This is a genomic window from Thermostichus sp. MS-CIW-23, from assembly GCF_054059455.1.
Genome location: NZ_JBSSCC010000002.1, coordinates 25,408 through 44,176, shown reverse-complemented (window position 1 = coordinate 44,176; position 18,769 = coordinate 25,408). Strand labels below are relative to the sequence as shown.

Genomic DNA, 18,769 nt, shown 5'->3' with positions numbered 1-18,769 from the left:
ACTTAAACACGATATCGGGCAGCCTGTCATCCGCAAAATGGCTCACCTGCAACAAGGCTTAATGGGTTTCTTTGCCTTGCAAACTGCTACTGCTTGCGTCCCCATCTCCTCCGGCTCCAGGGATCCCACCCAGTTCCCGTCGCAGCTCGGCCATGGCTGCTTCTCCGATGTGGGGGGTGGCGCAGACTAGGTTGGGTGTGCGGATTAGATCGGCTCGGGCTTGGCGCACCAAGACCCGCAGGGTGGGGTAGCTGGCCTCATCGCAAATCAGCGTATGGGCGCGGCGGATTAGGGATCCCACCCGTTCAGCATCGAAAATCACTGCCGTCAGCACCAGCAGGTCTCCCCGCAAACTGTGGACGATCACCTCGGCAACCTCCAGCAGGGCAGTGCTGATGCTCACCAGCCCCAGACAGGCGTAGGAAGGCAATTGGCGGATCAGGGCAATTTCGCGGGCGTAGTCGGACACCTCCACTGTCAGAACACGGGCCCCCCGGGGTTGGGCAATGGCCTCGACGGCGCTGAGAAAATAGTGCAGCGTCACCACAGTGCCGGAATGGATCTGATCCAGAACGGTGGCCAGCTCCTCCAGGGGCACCAACTGGACCCGGATGCCCAAAGTCTGCTGGATTTGCTGGGCCATCAGTTGTCCTGTACCCAAATCCCGGTTGGGCACACACACCAGCACTTGGGCACTGCAGCGCAATCGCCAATCGATCTCCGCCAGCAGCAGATCCCGTACCTGCTCCAAAGAAAACCCCTGCTGCAGCAGCTGGTCGATGCCCTGGCGCACCTGCTCCAGGACCTGTCGGGATCGATCCAGGTTTTCCCCCAGGCCGCGAGAGTAGTTAACCACCTGGCGGGCGGAGCGGCTCACGTAAATGCCAGATCCAGCGCGGGTTTCCACCAGGCCCATAGCCTCGAGTTGGTGGTAAACCTTGTGGATGGTATTGCGGTGCAGGCCTGTTTGCATAGCCAATTGACGGGTGCTGGGCAGGCGGTAGCCGGGAGGAAATTGCCCGCAGGCGATGGCAAAGCAGAGCAAATTAAAAAGCTGTACGGAGCCAGGGATCCCGCTCCCCGGCTGGATGGAAATGCGCATCATGGCCCGTTTTTCTCCCTTTGACAACGCCGTTGCGAGCCCGTTTCTGGGCTACGTAAGAATCCCTCGACTTCAGTCGGCGGGAGTGTCAACTGCCTGCAAGATAGCGCCGACGCCGGATAGACAAGCTCCAGAGGAGATCGGGATTGAGAGCCCTATTCGGGGATGCGGTGCATCCGGCTGGGATCCCAACTTAAAGTCACCTCCGTCCCTTCCGGCAACTGCTGCAAATTCAGGCCGGGGTTGGGTTGCACAGCCAAAAGTTTCACCTCACAGCCCGACACCCATACCTGATAGCGAATGAAAGCCCCTAGATAAGCAGTGTCGCAAATCCGTCCCCGCAAGCGGCAGTGGCCATCGGGGATCCCTTCTTCAGATAAGTCAATCCGAATGTGCTCCGGGCGCAAAGCAAACAGGGCCGCTTCTCCCACGCATCGTTCCGCCAGGGATCCCTCGATCAAGTTGGTTTGGCCGATAAAACCGGCTACAAACCGGGTGGCAGGTCGCTCGTAGAGCTCTGCCGGGGATCCCACCTGTTCGATGCGCCCGCGATTGAACACGGCAATACGATCGCTCATGGTCAGGGCCTCTTCTTGGTCGTGGGTGACGTACAAAAAGGTGAGACCAAGGCGGTGTTGTAGGGCCTTGAGTTCAAACTGCATCTGTTGGCGCAACTTCAAATCCAGCGCCCCCAAAGGTTCATCCAGCAAGAGCACCTGCGGTCGGCCAACCAAAGCCCGCGCCAAGGCCACCCGTTGCCGTTGCCCCCCTGAAAGTTGGCTGGGTTTACGGGATCCCAGATCGGGCAGTTGTACCAGCTCCAGCGCCTCTTGCACTCGCTTTTGGCGCTCCTTCGGCGGTATGCCGCGGATCATCAAGCTGTAGCCAACGTTCTCCGCCACCGTCATGTGGGGGAAGAGAGCATAGTCCTGAAACACCGTGTTCACAGGCCGTCGGTAGGGCGGCAGACCCAAAACATTCTGGCCGTTCAATTCGATCTGCCCCTCATCCGGACGCTCAAAGCCCGCGATCATCCGCAAACAGGTGGTTTTGCCCGAACCCGACGGCCCCAACAACGTAAAAAACTCCCCCTGCTGCACCTCCAAATCCACCCCGTCCACCGCTTGGATCCCGGAAAAGTTGCGGCTGACCCTCCGCAAACGAATGGCAGGCGGGGATCCCTCCTCTCTCCCGGCTTGGGCTTTGGCGGAGCTGACATCAGAGGCGAGGACAGATTCGGCAACCATATCGACACAGGCAGCAAATGAACCCATTATGAGGGATCCATTTACAGAGGTTGACAGGTCTCAGCAAGGCAGGAAAGGTTCCAGGCCAAGAGCAGAGGTGGTGTGCGAGGGTGAAAGCTCGCCGGAAACCCACCCGACCGGTCGCGAAAGCGGGCCGGAGGCCTTTCGCGGAAGCGGACCGGAGGCCTTGTTTTTGCATGGGATCCCTGTTTTTGCATGGGATCCCTTGACCACTGGGGATCTGAACCCCATCTTGTTACAGAAATTTAGAATCGTTACAATAAGTTAGAATCTTTGCTCATCTTTGCATCGCAGGTTTTATCCTATGGCACCCTCTCAGCAGTTTCCCGTGCTACTCGCCTCAGCTTTGCGTCACGACAGCGTAACTCCGCGCTGGTCTCAAGTGGCGTGGACCGTTTTGCGGGTGGTGGCAGGGCTATTCATGATTCACAACGGCCTTGACAAACTGGCAGATATCGAAGGATTTGCGACGGCTTATGTAGAAGTGATCGGGTTGCCCTTCCCGATCTTCTTCGCTTATGTGGCTGCCTATACCGAGCTGATCGCAGCTCCGATGGTGGCGTTGGGTTTGTTGACCCGAGGGGCAGCACTGGGCTTGTTCGCCACGATGGCGGTGGCCATGTTCCATCACATTAAGGTGGCCGGCTTCAGCGTTCCCTACTTGGAGCTATCCGCCATCTACGCAGCGATCTTCCTGGCCTTTGCGGTGAATGGGGGGGGCTGGTTCTCTGTGGATCAGCTCTTGGTGAATGCAATCGAGTCGTGGCTGAACCGCGCCAGCCGGGAAAAGTTGGAGAGCTTGCAGTCTTCGTTGCAGGCCACGGAACGGGTAATTGCGCTGGGCGAGGAAGAGGCCGAGGCCGCCAAGACCACCGGATCCTGAGCTTTGGTGGCCATTCCCGATAGCGGCGAGGCTGCTCCTCTCTCCCTCTGAGAGAGAGGTTAGCAGTGAGAGTCATCCTGCTAAATGCGGCTGGCGGCCCGCTCCATCAGGCGTTGGTGGGTGGAGCGCACAGGCTCTCCTGGCTTGGGTTGCCGCTGCACGTAGGTGCCATCAGGGCGCAATTCCCAGGCCTGCCGGTTGTCCGTCAGGCAGATGTCCAAGATTGCCTTTAGCTCCTGCTGCAACACGGGATCTTCTACGGGGGTGACCACCTCAACCCGTCGATCCAGGTTGCGGGTCATGTAGTCGGCGCTGCCAATGAAGTATTCTTCCTGGCTGTTGTTATAGAAGTAAAAGATGCGCGAGTGTTCGAGAAAGCGGCCAATGATGCTGATGACGCGGATGCGATCGCTCAGGCCTGGGATCCCGGGCTTGAGGCAGCACATGCCGCGCACAATGAGGTCGATCTCCACCCCGGCTTGGCTGGCCTCGTAGAGCAGCCGGATCATTTCCGGGTCGGTGAGAGAGTTGATCTTGACGATGATACGCCCCTGGCCCCCCGCTTGGGCATGGCGCATCTCGCGGCGGATCAGGGCTTCCATGCCTTGGCGTAGGGTTCTGGGGGCCACCAAGAGCTTGCGGAATTGCCGTTGCCGTGAGTAGCCCGTCAGTAGGTTGAACAATTCCGTAACATCGTTGCAGAGGGTCTCATCGCAAGTGAACAGCCCTAGGTCGGTATAGATACGGGCGGTTTTGGGGTTGTAGTTGCCGGTACCGATGTGGACGTAGCGCCGCAGGGATCCCCCCTCTTCCCGCACCACCAAAGCCAGCTTGCAGTGGATCTTCAGCCCCGGCAGGCCATAGGCCACGTGTACCCCGGCCTTCTCCAGCTTTTTGGCCCAGAGGATGTTGTTTTCTTCGTCGAAACGGGCTTTGAGCTCCACCAGAGCGGCCACCTGCTTGCCGTTTTCGGCGGCCTGAATGAGGGATTTCACCACCGTCGAGTCGCCGGAGGTGCGGTAGAGGGTTTGCTTAATGGTGAGCACTTGGGGGTCGTTGGCGGCCTCCTCCAGAAACCGCTCCACGCTGGCGGCGAAGGAATCGTAGGGGTGATGCACCAACAGATCCCCTTCCCGGATGACGGAGAACATGTCCACCGGCTCATCGCTCACCGAAGCGGTACGCAGGCGAGGGGGAGTAACCGGCCCCCAAGGGGGATCCTTCAAATCGGGCCGATCCAGGCTGAGAAACGCCATCACCCCCCCCATGCTCAAGAGGCCATCCACTTCGTACACCGAGTCACTGTTGAGGCGCATCTCTTCGCTGAGCCGTTGTCGGATGGCTGCCGGAGTTTGGCTGGCAATTTCCATGCGCACCACTGAGCCGAAGCGGCGCTTGCGCAGCTCTTCTTGAATGGCAGCCAGCAGATCGTCGGCCTCGTCCTCTTGGATTTCCAGATCGGCATCCCGGGTGATGCGGAAGGGGTAGTACTCCAGCACCTGCATGCCGACAAACAGCGCTTCCAGATGGTGGGCAATCACCTGATCCAGCGGCACAAAGCTCACCCCATCCCGCAGCGGCACAAAGCGGGGCAAGGTGTTGGGCACCTTCACGCGAGCAAAATGCTCCTTGCCAGTCTCTGGATCCCGCACCACCACCGCCAAGCTGAGGCTGAGGTTGGAGATGTAGGGAAAAGGATGGCCTGGATCCACCGCCAAGGGGGTGAGCACTGGAAACAAACGCCTCTCAAAGTAGTCCCGCAGCTCCTGCCGTTCCGACTCGGCCAGCTCGGAAAAATCGCGGATGTGAATGCCCTGTTCCGCCAGCTTGGGCACCAGTTCCTGCCGGAAGCAAGTGTGCAATTTTCGAATCAGGGGGCGCAGGTGGCTCGAGATCTGCTGCAACTGCTGCTGCGGTGTAAGGCCATCCGGGGTTAGCACCAACACGCCCGTTTCCAACTGACGACGGATCACCGCCACCCGCACCATGAAAAACTCGTCCAGGTTGCTCTCAAAGATGGCCAGAAACTTCAGCCGCTCCAGCAGAGGTGTGCGCTCATCCAGGGCCTCGTGCAAAACCCGGGCATTGAATTCAATCCAGCTCAGCTCCCGGTTGAAATACTGCTCCGGCAGAGCATAGCCCTCTTGGATGGGTGTAGTCCGGATCCCTGGTTGTCCGGCATCTGGGGGGCAGCCCGTCGTGTCAGGGTTGCAAGGTGGCCAGGAAGGGTCAGTTTCCTTGGGACGCGGAGTCATGACGACAGAGGGCTGGGTTGTCTCAAACACGTCAACAACAGCTGGAGCCGACCCAATCCTATCCTGCTGGGTTCTGCTGAGGCGAAGGGGAAGGGCCCAAAACGGGCTTGGGCGGACGTTCAGGCAGCAATCCTTGAGAGCGCGTCAGAAGAATCACCTGGAGCAGGATCCCGATCAACAAAATGCGCAAAGGGCCGGCTCGGGTGGCCCATTGGGGCGGCAAACGGTTGGTGAGCCACTCGCTGCCCGACCACACCCCCCAAATCACCAGCGCTCCCAGCAAGGCGCCGCGATTGTTGCCACTGCCCCCTGCGATCAACATCACCCAAACGATGAAGGTGGCAAACTCCGGTTGAAAGGCTTCTGGGCTGATGAAATTGACAAAATGGGCGTAGAGGGCCCCCGCCAACCCCATCAGCATGGATCCCAGCACAAACGCCTGCAGGCGAAACTGGAGCACATCTTTGCCGGCGGCCATGGTTGCCGGTTCATCCTCGCGAATGGCCCGCAGCACCCGCCCCCAGGGGGAGCGATAGGCCCGCTCCGCAGCCCAATAGACCACCGCCAAAATGACCAGCACCAAGCCCAAGTAGAGAAGGGTATCCTGACCTGGGATCCAGCCGCGAAAGGGTCGTGGAATGCGGGTAATTCCCCGCACACCGTTGGTGAGCCAGCCCTCATTCCTCAGGATTTGGCTGATGATCTCGGCAATGCCGATGGTAGCGATGGCCAGGTAGTCGGAACGCAGCTTCAGGGTAATCAACCCGATCAAAAAGGCAATCGCTCCGGCGACGGCCACAGCTATGGCAAAACCCACCCAAAAGGGCAGATTGAAGCCGCCCAAATGCTCGGCGCTTGGGGGTGTGGTGACAATGGCGCTGGCATAGGCTCCCACGGCAAAAAAAGCCCCCACCCCGATGTTGAACATGCCGGCGTAGCCCCACTGGATATTGAGGCCCAGCACCAGCACGCCGTAGATCCCCACCAAAATCAAAAAGAAAATGCCGTAGCTCAACATCAGACATCCCCCCCACCCGGGGATCCCAGCAATCCTGTGGGTCGGAAGATCAGCAGCAATACCAATATGGCGAAGGCCACCCCGGTTTTATAGGCCGGGTTGATCACCAAGGTCGAGAATTCTTCCGCCAGGCCGATCACCAGCCCTCCGGCAATGGCCCCGTAAGGGCGACCAATGCCGCCGAGAATGGCCGCTGCAAAAATGGGCAATAATAGCCGCCAGCCCATGGTGGGGTGCAGACGGGTATCCATGCCCAGGAACACACCTGCTGCACAGGCCAAGGCTGCGCCAATGGCCCAAGTCCAGAGGACGATCCGCTCTGTATCAATGCCGGTAATCTTGGCCAGCTCAAAATTGTCGGCCATGGCCCGCATCGCTTTGCCCACCCGCGTGCGTTGTAAGAAGAGATGCAGGGCCACCACCAACAGGGCTGTTCCCACCAGGATCACTGCCCAATCGGGCTTGATGCGCAGCTCCCCAAGCCGCCACGGCAACTGGATCCCGCTGCGGTACACCTGATTGTTGGGCCCCCAGATGATCTGCACCAGGCTGCGCAGAATCAGGGCGGTGCCAAAAGAAGAAATGAGCAAGATCACTGGTGCCTCCCGGCGCAGGCGGCGATAAATGAGTTGGTCGATCCCAACTGCACAAAGTACCGTGGCCAAGGCTGCCGGGATCAGGCTGACCCCAATTGGCCAACCCAGCCCGACCAACGTCAGGCCGAAGTAGGCCCCCAGCGTCATCAGATCCCCGTGGGCAAAGTTGGCAAAGCGCAAAATGCCAAACGTGAGGGATACCCCAATTGCCCCCAGAGCATAGATGCTGCCCAAGACGAGGCCGTAAATGAAAAGTTGCAACAGTTGGGTCACGCTTGCCCCCGAAAACCCCTTGCCCTGATAATGCCACGGGTTTGCCGAGAGCGGGATCCGGCTCAGCGCAGCGGAAGGATACGGCTGATCGCGCCAGCGGGACGGAGTCCTAAGAAAGCTAGGGTAGGGGAGAGCGCCCACAAGGAAGAAGATCCATGCAGTCCAGGTCTTTGTCCATCCTCAGCTCCCTGGCAGCTTTGGCCCTGTTGAGCCTTGCCTGCGGAGCGCTGGAGCCATCCCCAGACAGGGATCCCACACCTGCGGATCCCATTCCCACCCCCCAGTTGATCTACGAAGACATCACCCTCACCCAAGCCAGGCCCGACGGCGGCATTCTTTGGCGCTTACAGGCTCGCCTGGCCGAATACGAGCCCCCCTCCGAAGGCAGCGCCACTCCTGTGCAGTTGGGATCCGCCCATTTGCAGGCCGTTCAGGGGGAATTCTTCGACGAAGACAACCGCGCCATCCGCACCCGCGCCGAGCAAGGCTCTGCCTACCCCGGCGAACGACGTCTGGAATTGAGGGGTCAAGTCGAGGTGGAATCGGAGCGAGACAACCTGCGTCTGGAGGCCCAGCGGGTGGAATGGCTGCCGGAACAGCGCCTCCTCCAAGCTGAGGGCCAGGTGAAAGTGGAGCTGTTGGAGGGCCAGGGATCCCTGCAGGGGGAGCGGCTGCTCGTCGACTTTGGCCAAGCCCAGATGCAGCTGGAGAACTGGGATCCCACTCAGCCTGTGCGGGCAGAGTACCGGGATCCGGATCTGGAGCTGGCTGCCAGCCGTTTTCTGTGGCAATTTGGCGTCGGGGAAGTGCAGGCAGTAGGGTCTGTAGAGGTTTACGCTCCCTTACAAGCTTTGCGCCTCAGGGGCGAGCAGTTGCGGGCTCCCCTGCCTCTAACCGAGTTGCGCATATTGGGCAACGGGCAAGCCAAAGCCGAGCAAACCGGTCAAGAGCTGCAGGCCCAGGAGATCCGCTGGCGCATCGGCTCCACCCAGCTGCAGGCCCAGGGCAACGTGCGCTACCGCCAGCCCGGCCAGGCTTTGACTGTCAGAGGCAACCAAGGGATCCTGGATTGGCAGGCCAACACTGCTCGGATCCAAGGCAACAGCCAAACCCAGCTCACTTTGCCCTGAGGAGGCGGTGGGGGAAGCAGAAAGCTGGCCGAGAGCATGGCAGGATAGGGATACTTTAAGAAACGTATCAGGTGGGTTGTGGTGAGTTTTAAGGACTCCGTCTCGCTGACGCAAACAGGACATTCCCCCGCAAGGGCCGGCGCTGCTGCCGTAGAACGCCCCAACATCCTGCTGATCGTGCTGGATACCCAGCGGGCGGATCGTCTCTCCTGCTACTGGTCGGAAGCGGAGCGTGCCTGCCAAGTGCCCACCAGCCCCAACCTGGATCGGCTGGCTGCCGAATCCACCCTCTTCGAGCGGGCCATCGCCCCTGCCCAATGGACCATCCCCTCCCACGCTTCCCTCTTTACGGGGGAATATCCCAGCACCCACCAGACTGTCCAAGCAGATCTGGAGCTGAGCCCCGCCTTGCCCACCCTGGCAGAGCTGTTGCAGCTGAGCGGCTATACCACTGTGGGCTTTTGCAACAACCCTCTGGTGGGGATCCTGAAAAACGGCTTGCGGCGCGGCTTTGAAACCTTTTACAACTACGGTGGCGCTCTGCCCACCCGCCCCCCCGAAGGCACCCCCTTGCCCGCCCCCTTGAACCGCTGGCTGGCCGCCTACACCCAATTTTGGCGGCGGCTCTCCTATCCGGTGCAAAACGCCTTTGCCCGCTCCGACGCCCTCTTCCAGCTGGCGCTGCACCCCTGGTTTGCCTCCCTCTGGACCCGCCTGCTCAACTTCAAAGGCAACACCGCCGCCTCGATTGCCGACCTCAACCGCTACCTGCAGCAGATGGCCCGCCGCCGGTCGGATCCTAGAGCACGGCCCTTCTTTTGCTTTGTCAACCTGATGGAGCCCCATCTGCCCTACTGGCCGCCGGAGCCCTTTGTGCAGAAATACGCCCCCTATTTCAAAAGCAACCGCGAGGCCCGCGACTTTTTGCGCCAATACAACGCCCAGCCCTACCGCTGGATGGCGCCCCTGCCGGAACCCCTCTCCCCGCTGCAAGCTCAGGTGCTTCGGGATATCTACGATGCAGAGGTGGCCTACCAAGATCACCTACTGGGATCCGTCTTCGACACCCTGCGCCACACCGGCCTGGAGCAGAACACGCTGGTGGCCATCGTCGCCGATCACGGCGAAGGCCTGGGAGAACACGACTTCGTCGGCCACGCCTTTGTGGTCTACGAAGAGCTGATCCGCGTGCCCCTCATCCTGCGCTATCCCGGCCACTTCCCGGCAGGAAAACGCATTGCCACCCCCGTTTCCACCCGCCGCCTCTTCCATACCCTCCTGGAAGCTGCCGGCTTTAGCCCCAACCTTTCCCCCAACGGTGCCCCCTGTGTCAGCCTCAAGCTCCGCCGCGAGGTCGCCCGCCTCAGCTTGGCCCGCACCTTGGCAGGGGAAGATCCCGAGCAGGGAACAGTGCTCAGCGAAGCCTTCCCGCCCCACCTCCTCATTCGGGCTATGGAAAGCCGTAACGACAGCCTGCTGCGGGCGCGTGCCTGTTACGACATCCGCCGTGCCCTCTATGAGGGGATGACCAAGCTCATCCAAACGGGGGATCGTCCCAGCCTCTACAACTTGGAGCAGGATCCGGCGGAGCTGCGGGATCTGCTCTGTGTCGGCGACGGGGATCCTGTCTCCTCTCTCCCTGATGCTGATCCGCAACGCTGTCACGACGGGTCGGCGGTGGAGACCGGCTGGCCCCAGGCTTGGCTGGCTCGCCTGCAGCAGGGGCTGAGAACGTGGGTGAGCTGGGCAGAGTCCCGGCGGCCTAGCACGGCTCCTCGCAAGGTGAATGTGGAAAGCGATGCCGACTTGGTGCGGCAGATGCAAGAGCTGGGCTACTTGGAGTAGGCAGGGATCCCGCTATTCCAGCCCTCCTTCCTCCTCCCTGTGATCCCGCACATAGCCGTTTAGATCGTAGTCATCCATGTCATCCATCTCCTCCGGATCCGCCGTTGGCCAATCCTCATTTTGCCCGCCGATAATCACGCGGCTGAGGCCGATGTATTCCAGGCTGAGGGTGCGCAGGGCGTTGATCAACACATCCAGCGCCATCGCATCGGCGGTGCCCAGATCAAACCAGCAGCGGGCCCAGTTGTCCTTCTCTTCCAGGGATCCCATGTTGTGCATTAGGGAAGGCAAGGGCTCCGATTCGTTGGGATACTCCAGATAGCTCAGATCCACCTCGGCCTCTTGGGCCACCAGACGCTCGGCGTTAAATCCGCCCAGCTTGCCCAACACGTACCACGACTCCAGCACCTCGTTGAGGTACTCCAGCTCAGCTTCGACCGGCGGCTCGGCAAACTCAAACCAGATCCACAGATTTCCCGGATCGCACTCGCGAAACTCCACTTGCATGGACAGTTCCTGATACATTTACGCTGAACACTGCTGAACATCACTGTTCAACTATGCAGCGATAGCATTCTGTTTGTTTCCAACCAGAATGGCGGTATCCCGCAAAGCTTTGAGTAGAATACCCAAAGCGCAGTTTCCGTGTCGTCTTACTACCAATTTTCTGCTTTGCTTTGGCTACCATGTTGGCAGACTCGAAAGTAAACAGAAAGATCAACTGGTAGTAATCCGTACTGAACATATTATACATTATTTTCAGTATAGTTGAGCTTATTATTGACTAGAGTCATGCTCTGCTGCAGCCTAGCCTTTGATCATAGTCCGGCTCTGCTCGCCCGTTGGTCTGGGAATCCGTCCGTCAACACATCTTGCGGGCAGGGTGACTGCACAGAGCCGTGGGATCCCTCCTGCCTATGCCGAAGGACTCCATCCAAGTAGCGCGAACGGCGGTTATGAGGGACGCAGCGCAAGCGATCGCAGGGAAGTCCGTGGCAGCCAGACGGCCCCAAAGCATCCTATACTGTTGCGGCTGTCCTAATCACGCTGTCCGAATCACGAGGAACCTGCCGCTTATGTCTGAGCTTCTCCCTTTGCCTTCCCTCCAAGACCGGGTGGCTGTGGTCACCGGAGCCAGCCGGGGCATTGGCCGGGCGATTGCCCTGCACCTGGGGGCCATTGGAGCAAAAGTGGCGATCAACTACGCCCGCTCCGCTGCCGAAGCCGAGTCCCTGGTGGAGGAGATCGCGGCCCTGGGGGGAGAAGGGATCCCTGTGGCCGCCGATGTGTCTTGCCCAGAGGCGGTGGAGAGCCTGTTTGCCCAGGTGATGGAGCGGTGGGGTCGGGTGGATGTGCTGGTGAACAATGCCGGCATGGCCCGCGACACCCTGCTGCTGCGCATGAAGCCAGAAGATTGGCAGGCGGTGCTGGATCTCAACCTGACGGGGGTCTTTCTCTGCCTAAAGGCAGCCGCCAAGATCATGGTGAAGCAGCGCCAGGGGCGCATCATCAACATCACCTCGGTGGTGGGCTTGGTGGGCAATACCGGCCAGGCCAACTACAGCGCCGCCAAAGCAGGGGTGGTGGGCCTCACCAAGACAGCAGCTCGCGAGCTGGCCAGCCGCAACATCACCGTCAACGCCGTGGCACCGGGGTTCATCACCACCCAAATGACCGAAAAACTGGATCCCGGCCCGATTTTGGCGCAGATCCCCCTGGGGCGGCTGGGATCCCCGGCAGAAGTGGCGGGGCTGGTGCGTTTTTTGGCGGCAGATCCGGCGGCGGCCTACATCACAGGACAGGTTTTCGCCATCGATGGCGGCATGGTGATGAGTTGAGCCTTCTACCACGCCAGGGCTAGGCCATCGGCACGAGGTTCGGAAGCTGCAATGAAGTGATCCCCATCCCGCAAGAGGATCTGTCCCCGGCCAAAAAGGCCGTAATCCTCTTCTGCCTCCACCACCTGCACCGCATGGCCGCGGGCAGAGAGTTCGCGCACCACCTGGGGCGGCACCGTGCTCTCCAGGGCCACTTGCGGGATCCCCTGATCCCACAGCACTCGCCAGCGGGGCGCATCCAGAGCCGCCTGGGGGTTCAGGCCGTAATCCACCAAATTCACCACCACCTGCACATGGCCTTGGGGCTGCATTGCCCCCCCCATGACACCAAAAGGGCCGAGGGGGATCCCTTCTCTGGATAGAAAAGCGGGGATGATCGTGTGGTAGGGGCGCTTGCGGGGGCCCACCTGGTTGGGATGGCCGGGCTCCAGGGTGAAACCGGTGCCGCGATTGTGCAGGGCAATGCCCGTGCCCGGAACCAGCAGGCCGCTGCCGAAGCCATCGAAATTCGACTGAATCAAAGACACCATCAACTCCCTATCGGCTGCAGCCAGGTAAACCGTTCCCCCCTCCGGCAGCCCTGGCTGGGCCAGGGGGATCGCCTCCCTCCCGATCAACTGCCGCCGCCGCTGTGCATAAGCCTTATCCAGCATCTGGGCAGGACTGACCCGCACATACTCCGGATCCGCCACCTGTCGGCTCACATCGGCAAAGGCCAGCTTCATTGCCTCAATCTGCAGGTGATAGCGCTCGCCGGCATCGTAGGAGATCCGACCCAGCTCAAAACCCTCCAAAAGGTTGAGCGCCATCAAAGCGGCAATGCCCTGCCCGTTGGGGGGGATCTCCCAGACGGTGTAGCCGCGGTAATCTGTATGGATGGGTTCCACCCAATCGGCCTGGTGCTGGGCCAAGTCGGCGGGGGACAGGAAGCCGCCCGTGGCCTCCGAGAAAGCCAGCAACTTCTCCGCCAGCTCCCCCCGGTAAAAACTCTCCCCACCGCTACGGGCAATCTCTTCTAGGGTTTGGGCATGCAGGGGGCTGCTCCAGCGCTCCCCAGCCCGTGGGGCACGCCCTTGGGGAAAGAAAACGGCCTTGAAGGCCTCGTGGCGGGGATCTGGCAGGGGCAAATAGATGGACTCCGCCGCCTGCCACAGTTGGGCCACCCGGGGAGAGACCGGAAATCCCTCTTGCGCCAGACGAAGGGCAGGCACAAACAGACGCTCGAACGGCAGCTTTCCCCAGCGCCGGTGCAAGGTCTGCCAAGCGGAAACTGCCCCCGGCACCGTCACCGCTAACCAATCGTAGGGGGGGATCCGCCCATGGTCCCGGTACCGCTCCGGCGTCAGGGCGGCTGGGCTGCGACCGGAAGCATTCAACCCGTACAGCTGACCCTCCTCCCCCCCCTCCCACACCAGAGCAAAGGCATCGCCGCCAATGCCATTGGAGGTTGGCTCCACCACCGTCAAAGCCACCGCCATTGCCACGGCTGCATCCACAGCATTGCCGCCCGCCCAGAACATCTCCATGCCCGCCATTGCCGCCAAAGGTTGGCTGGTGGCCACGGATCCCTGTCTGCCCATCACCACCCGTCGCCGCGAAGCAAACGGATAGCGATCCAGGGCCTGCCGCAAAAAAGTGGGTGCTGGCATATCGCTACGAGACGCTCTCGCGAATGGGCTGGGCTCCCTACACAGGCAGGTTATCGCTACGCGACGCTCTCGCGAACAGGAGTGTGGCCAACTCCGCAAAGCTGTCCACCACCACATCTGCCCCGGCGTGGCGCAGTTCCTCGGCGGTGAAAGCCGTGGTGAGGCCCACCGCAAAACAGCCAGCCCCCTTAGCGGCGCGGATCCCATGGGTAGAATCTTCAATCACCCAACACAACGCCGGATCCAACCCCACAGCGGCAGCCGTTTTCAGGTAAGGCTCTGGGTCGGGCTTGGCCCGCTGAATGTCTTCGGCGGTAATCACCGCGTCAAACCAGCGGTGCAGGTCGAAGCGCTGGAAAATCTGCGCTTGATCCCGGCGGATGGCCGAAGTGGTGACGGCCAGGGCAGAAAAGCGCTGGCGGCTGGCCGCCAAAAACTCCAGCACCCCCGGCACCAGGGGTACCTCTGCCAGCAGCTCGCCAAAAGCCTTGGCCTTTTCCTCGATCAAGCGCTGCACCAGCAGGGGCCGTTCTGCAGGTGGGGTGTCCGTCTGGTGTTGGACAAGGTACTCGAACATGTCGCGGTCGGTGCGCCCCTTGAACTGCAGGGAGATGGGGGCCAAATCCAGGGATAGGTGGCAGCGTTGCAGGGCAATGGCCCCGGCGCGGGCATGGATTGGTTCCGAATCCACAATCACCCCGTCCATATCGAAGAGCAAGCCGGCAGTCACGTCAGCCTTCCCCTGTTGTAGGCACAGCACTTTGGATTGCATAGACATTATCGCTACGCGACGCTTTCGCGAATGGGCAAGCACGGGACAGGGATCCCCTTTAACAACCCTACTGCCCCGTCTCCATCCCCCACCCGCAGAAGCGGCTGGTGATCTGCCAAATGGGATCCAACACATCCGTCAGGGCGTGGTCGCTCTCCACCGCCACCAGTTGGGCCCAGGGGCGACGGGCCACATAGTCTCGACTGGCTTGAATGGGGATGGTGTCGTCTTGGATCCCGTGCACAATTAGGGTGGGCACAGGCCGTCGTAACCCCCCATCCGGGTAGCGCTGGGCATCGGCAACAAAGCCGTACTCCAAAGGGAGAGGGCGGCCTTCTCCGTAGTGAAACACCATGAGTTGTCCGGTTCGCTGCCAAGTCTCCACCGCCTCTGCCCCCAGCCGCGGCAGCCAATGGCCTAAAAAGCCAAAAGCCGGCGCCAAGAGCACCAAGCGCTGCACGCAAGGTTGTCGTTCGGCAACCCAAGCAGCCACCAGGCCCCCCAAGCTAGAGCCGATGAGGGTGACAGGGGGGTAGTTCATCTCGGCAAGCTGGCTGGAAACCTGCTGGATCTGGCGGGTCAAGGTGAGCTGGGCAAAATTGTCCTGGTTCAGATCGGGCACCTGAACAGGGATCCCCACCTGCTGCAGCCGCTGCCGAAAGAAAGTTGCCTTGGCCGACTGCGGCCCAGAGCCGAATCCATGCAGGTAAATCGCCAACACGGAAAGGGATCCCTATGGCCCTGTGGCTGCCGAGAGCCAGCCCGCCCCCAACACCACGCTGATGGAGAGGAAAAGGGTCGCTACCGTCCAGGTGATGCGGTTGAGGTTTTGCTCAGCACTCTTGGAGCTGGAGAACAGCTGGGCCTGCCCGCCAATGCCCGCCAACCCATCCCCCTTAGGGCTGTGCAGCAGCACCAAGATCACCAGCAAGATGGCCGAAGCCGACCAGAGAAACTCGAAAAACGCTTCCATCGCAGCGGATCCCTGTAGGGCAAGTTGCTAAGGCCATTATCGCTTGGAACCGCATCTTAGCGCACCCTGTCTCGGCATCGCTCCCATTTCAAACTCAACTCGTTCAAACTCAACTCGGCAGGCCCAGACCCATCTACTTGCTTCTCAGGTGGAACGGGTGCTGCTCCTTCTGGGGGTGTTGCTTTGCCTCAAAAAACGACCCCAAACGGGGCCGCTCGGTCTTTTCCGAATCTCTATGGAGATCTCCAGTGGATCCCCAGCTCACCTAGAACAAGGGTGAAAAGCATCCACCTCAGTAGCTTACGCCCCGGTAAGTCAGGGGCTGATGAGGGTGAGACATCGCTTTCTTGCTGGTGTGGTGCACACAGAAGGTTTGACCGCGATACTGAGCTTGCAACTCCTCATCACTGAGCTGAGTATGCGCGGGAACGTAGTCAAAGGTGTTGCCACGGAAAGAGAGTTTCATATATCGCCTCCATCAACGAAGGGTTGAGTTTGTTGTCGTTGGGCCCTACGCCACGGAAAGAGTGGCGCGATTCAGTTGAGGCGCGTTCCTTCGGGAAGACCCCTACTTCCGTCTCTGCACAGCTCCAGGCCACTGGTGAGCCAACTGCAGAGATGAACGATTTATCCTATGTCTGTATCATAACTTACGGTTTTGCAGGTTTTTTGGGGGATTTATAGAAATTTAATCCGGCCATACCCGCAAAAGGGATCCCTTGCCGTCGGCTCTTCCGCGGCTTCTCGGGCCTGACTGGGCAATCACCTATGCACTTTTCGGAATAGATTGCCGCAACCGGTTCCGGGCCCAGGGCACCAATCCCGTATTCGGCCAGTCTCCGCAAAATTCTGATTTCTTCTATTTCACCGCCTGCGCAAGTGCCTGCAGCCCTGCTCGCAGACGTTCCTCGATGTCGGCCTCTAGCTGTAGTGTTCCGGCAGCGTCCAACTGAATTTGAGAACTCAGGATATAAACCCCTCTCAGGATGTGGGTTGCCCCCATCACCGCCAGCACAGGTTTCATCGCAAAGTCGATGGACAGCAGATGGGCCAGGGTTCCCCCGGTGGCAATGGGGAGAATCACTTTACCGGTAAAGGCGTCTTGATCCAGCAAATCCAGCAGTGCCTTCAACACACCTGGATAGGAGGCTTTGTAAACGGGAGCAGAGATGACGATCCCGGTAGCTTGGGCCACCTTTTGCTGAATTGCCTTGAGTTGAGGGCTATCGAACTTGGCCAGTGCCAGATCCTCTGGGGGCAAATCCCGCACCGAAACAAACTGAGTGGTCAATCCCAGATCGGACAGGATCCCGGCAGCGTGATGTAAAACGGCTTCTGAGCGAGAAGGAGTGCTGGGACTACCGGAGAGCAGGAGGATGCTGGACATAGGCCGCAGACAGAATACTGCCTCAGTTGTACCAGGGATCCCACGTGAAAGATGATTAACCCACTCTCGCCCTGCCCCAGCATGCACGATAGCTTTGTCTCTCGACGTCATTCCCTGCTGGTCAAATTGCGGGCAAAATATGCCCCCCGACTCCCCACCTACTCAAGGGGTCGGGAACGTGATAGGTTAGATTCAGCAAGGGTTTCAGCTTGCTAAACTTGAGATTGATTTACGCGGGCGTAGTTCAGTGGTAGAACGCTAGCTTCCCAAGCTGGATGTCGTGAGTTCGAGTCTCATCGCCCGCTTTCCCCAACCAACCGGCAAAACCCGCTTTCCGCAAGCATTCCCGGATTTGGCCTAGTCCGGGAAATCGATGGGCTCAGGGTAAGGAAGCATGCAACTTTACGAGTACGACTTCTATGCCTGGACGCAAAAGCAAGCCGCACTGCTGAAATCGGGGCAGTGGGATCAACTGGATATCGCCAACTTGGTGGAGGAAATCGAGGCTTTGGGCAGGCAAGAACGCCGGGAATTGCTGCACCGGCTGGGGATCCTGGTAGGGCATTTGCTGAAGTGGCAATTGCAACCCCACCTGCGAGGCAAAAGTTGGCGGGCAACGATTACTGAACAACGCCGCCAGATCCAGCGATTGCTCAAAGACAGTCCCAGCCTCAAGCCCGATCTTTCGGCAGCCCTGCAAGAGGCTCACCAGGACGGGATCCTGTTGGTGGTGAGAGAAACGCCATTGTCTGAAGCAGATCTGCCTGCCCAGTGTCCCTACACATTTGAGCAGGTGATGGATCCCGACTTTTATCCTGGCAAGGAAGATCCCCAGTGATCTGCTCAGCCCCCGGAACCAGAACCAGGGAGGGAGGGATCCCGACCCCGGTGGGTCTCCATCTGGCTGTCCACTACCCGTCGCAGCACTCCGTTGACGAAAGCGGCGGCCTCAGGATCCCCGTATTTTTTGGCCAATTCTACAGCTTCGTTGATGGCAACCTTCACGGGGCTGCTGGCCAGTATTTCCATCTCCACCACCGCCAGGCGCAGGATATCTCGTTCGATCCGACCAACCCGCTGCAATTGCCAACCCACCAAAGCCTTTTGCAAACGAGCATCAATCGCCTCCTTGTGGGTTCGCAGGGCAGTTAACAGTTGCAAAGCGTAGGCGCGCACTTCTTGGGATTGGGCAATGTACAACAGTTCCGGCATGGACAGGGCAACGCCCACCCGGTTGACTGCTCTTTGGGACAACTGGACAACCTCATCCAAGATGTGGCGGACGCTGTGCAGCCGCTGTTCCAGGTGTTCTAAGGCTTGGCCGGCGTTGCCGAGGGCCACTTGCACCTGCTGGATTAGCTCCAGCAATTCCCCCCGTAAGGCATTGGGGTCAGGAACGTCCGCCTCCTTCAGAGTGATTTCCAGGCGCTGCAGGTGTCGTTGGGCCTGCTGAAGGCGGAGGGTGACGGAGCGGGATCCACCCTCTTCTTTGGGATCCGAATCGGCCAACAATAGAGGATCGCTCTCGTGCAACAAACGGTCGCTGCGCTGGATTTCCGCCGCCGCTGTGGAGAGGGTTTCATGGGTCTCTTCACTCAGGGCGCGGATGGCTGCCAGCAGCAAGTCCTCCAGTTGTTTTTCGCTCAGTTTGGCCGCCGTGGCTGGCAGTTGATTGACCCCCAGCAGGGCCAGTTCGCGGGCAATACGCCGAGGTTGCATTGCAGAATATCCATAGCTTCTGAAAGACTGCCCCATTGCCGCAAGGCGGCGCGCAAGCGCT

The 18,769-nt window shown here is 60.0% G+C and carries 18 protein-coding genes, 1 tRNA gene, 1 pseudogene and 1 riboswitch; of the genes and pseudogenes, 6 read left to right on the top strand and 14 right to left on the bottom strand.

All coding sequences use genetic code 11. The annotated features are described in order from the left end of the window. Nucleotides 1-58: 58 nt before the first annotated feature. Entirely contained in the window at nt 59-1,102 is a 1,044-nt protein-coding gene (locus ACVW0B_RS01315) for a GntR family transcriptional regulator (protein ID WP_457490796.1), read from the bottom strand. A gap of 155 nt (nt 1,103-1,257) precedes the next feature. Continuing rightward, nucleotides 1,258-2,376, bottom strand: a complete 1,119-nt coding sequence (locus ACVW0B_RS01310; protein ID WP_011433663.1) for an ABC transporter ATP-binding protein — start codon at nt 2,374-2,376, stop codon at nt 1,258-1,260. A gap of 298 nt (nt 2,377-2,674) precedes the next feature. Between ACVW0B_RS01310 and ACVW0B_RS01305 the strand changes: the two genes are divergently transcribed. After that, nucleotides 2,675-3,253, top strand: a complete 579-nt coding sequence (locus tag ACVW0B_RS01305) for a DoxX family protein (protein ID WP_049749590.1) — start codon at nt 2,675-2,677, stop codon at nt 3,251-3,253. An 80-nt stretch (nt 3,254-3,333) separates the two neighbouring features. Here ACVW0B_RS01305 and ppk1 read toward each other — a convergent pair whose 3' ends face one another. Genes ppk1 through ACVW0B_RS01290 form a run of 3 tightly spaced genes read right to left on the bottom strand, consistent with a single transcriptional unit; the run spans nt 3,334 to nt 7,395 of the window. After that, on the bottom strand, nt 3,334-5,508 hold the full coding sequence (gene ppk1 / locus ACVW0B_RS01300) for a polyphosphate kinase 1 (RefSeq protein WP_457490795.1): 2,175 nt from the start codon (nt 5,506-5,508) through the stop codon (nt 3,334-3,336). 58 nt (nt 5,509-5,566) lie between these two features. Further along, nucleotides 5,567-6,526 (bottom strand): branched-chain amino acid ABC transporter permease, encoded by a 960-nt coding sequence (locus ACVW0B_RS01295; RefSeq protein WP_457490757.1) that lies wholly within the window; start codon nt 6,524-6,526, stop codon nt 5,567-5,569. After that, the gene (locus tag ACVW0B_RS01290) at nt 6,526-7,395 is read right to left on the bottom strand and encodes a branched-chain amino acid ABC transporter permease (RefSeq protein WP_457490756.1); all 870 of its coding nucleotides are present in this window, start codon (nt 7,393-7,395) and stop codon (nt 6,526-6,528) included. Before ACVW0B_RS01290 ends, ACVW0B_RS01295 begins: the two co-directional genes overlap by 1 nt. Nucleotides 7,396-7,550: 155 nt before the next feature. Here ACVW0B_RS01290 and lptC point away from each other — a divergent pair, with 155 nt between their 5' ends. Further along, complete coding sequence (gene lptC, locus ACVW0B_RS01285; RefSeq protein WP_457490755.1) at nt 7,551-8,525, top strand: LPS export ABC transporter periplasmic protein LptC; 975 nt, start codon at nt 7,551-7,553, stop codon at nt 8,523-8,525. An 81-nt stretch (nt 8,526-8,606) separates the two neighbouring features. Beyond that, nucleotides 8,607-10,370, top strand: a complete 1,764-nt coding sequence (locus ACVW0B_RS01280) for a sulfatase (RefSeq protein ID WP_457490754.1) — start codon at nt 8,607-8,609, stop codon at nt 10,368-10,370. A gap of 12 nt (nt 10,371-10,382) precedes the next feature. On the opposite strand, the gene ACVW0B_RS01275 is transcribed toward ACVW0B_RS01280, so the two are convergent. Then, nucleotides 10,383-10,877 (bottom strand): DUF3531 family protein, encoded by a 495-nt coding sequence (locus ACVW0B_RS01275; RefSeq protein WP_414331319.1) that lies wholly within the window; start codon nt 10,875-10,877, stop codon nt 10,383-10,385. A 51-nt stretch (nt 10,878-10,928) separates the two neighbouring features. Further along, nucleotides 10,929-11,112 (bottom strand): annotated as a pseudogene (locus tag ACVW0B_RS01270) (hypothetical protein); the annotation flags it as partial. A gap of 334 nt (nt 11,113-11,446) precedes the next feature. Here ACVW0B_RS01270 and fabG point away from each other — a divergent pair. Beyond that, complete coding sequence (gene fabG, locus ACVW0B_RS01265) at nt 11,447-12,208, top strand: 3-oxoacyl-[acyl-carrier-protein] reductase (RefSeq protein WP_414374638.1); 762 nt, start codon at nt 11,447-11,449, stop codon at nt 12,206-12,208. A 5-nt stretch (nt 12,209-12,213) separates the two neighbouring features. On the opposite strand, the gene ACVW0B_RS01260 is transcribed toward fabG, so the two are convergent. From ACVW0B_RS01260 to ssuE, 6 genes are all read right to left on the bottom strand, one after another. Further along, nucleotides 12,214-13,857, bottom strand: coding sequence for a gamma-glutamyltransferase family protein (locus ACVW0B_RS01260; RefSeq protein ID WP_457490753.1), 1,644 nt, complete (start codon nt 13,855-13,857; stop codon nt 12,214-12,216). A gap of 37 nt (nt 13,858-13,894) precedes the next feature. Next, a complete protein-coding gene (locus ACVW0B_RS01255; protein WP_238376756.1) occupies nt 13,895-14,629 on the bottom strand; it encodes an HAD family hydrolase in 735 nt (244 codons plus the stop codon). 67 nt (nt 14,630-14,696) lie between these two features. Next, entirely contained in the window at nt 14,697-15,350 is a 654-nt protein-coding gene (locus ACVW0B_RS01250) for a YqiA/YcfP family alpha/beta fold hydrolase (RefSeq protein ID WP_414343667.1), read from the bottom strand. Between the two features lie 12 nt (nt 15,351-15,362). Further along, on the bottom strand, nt 15,363-15,602 hold the full coding sequence (gene secG / locus ACVW0B_RS01245; RefSeq protein ID WP_011433676.1) for a preprotein translocase subunit SecG: 240 nt from the start codon (nt 15,600-15,602) through the stop codon (nt 15,363-15,365). Nucleotides 15,603-15,894: 292 nt separating this feature from the next. Further along, nucleotides 15,895-16,068, bottom strand: coding sequence for a DUF4278 domain-containing protein (locus tag ACVW0B_RS01240; protein ID WP_457490752.1), 174 nt, complete (start codon nt 16,066-16,068; stop codon nt 15,895-15,897). Between the two features lie 79 nt (nt 16,069-16,147). Continuing rightward, a riboswitch (Glutamine riboswitch) is annotated at nt 16,148-16,229 on the bottom strand. A 232-nt stretch (nt 16,230-16,461) separates the two neighbouring features. Then, complete coding sequence (gene ssuE / locus ACVW0B_RS01235; RefSeq protein ID WP_414331394.1) at nt 16,462-16,989, bottom strand: NADPH-dependent FMN reductase; 528 nt, start codon at nt 16,987-16,989, stop codon at nt 16,462-16,464. 233 nt (nt 16,990-17,222) lie between these two features. On the opposite strand from ssuE, the gene ACVW0B_RS01230 reads away from it, so the two are divergent. After that, nucleotides 17,223-17,294, top strand: a tRNA-Gly gene (locus ACVW0B_RS01230). Nucleotides 17,295-17,383: 89 nt separating this feature from the next. Continuing rightward, nucleotides 17,384-17,827: a DUF29 domain-containing protein gene (locus tag ACVW0B_RS01225; protein ID WP_414331397.1), complete on the top strand. Its 444-nt coding sequence runs from the start codon at nt 17,384-17,386 to the stop codon at nt 17,825-17,827. 5 nt (nt 17,828-17,832) lie between these two features. Here the strand turns inward: ACVW0B_RS01225 and nusB are convergent, their stop codons facing one another. Next, entirely contained in the window at nt 17,833-18,708 is an 876-nt protein-coding gene (gene nusB, locus ACVW0B_RS01220; RefSeq protein WP_414331399.1) for a transcription antitermination factor NusB, read from the bottom strand. Between the last annotated feature and the right edge of the window lie 61 nt (nt 18,709-18,769).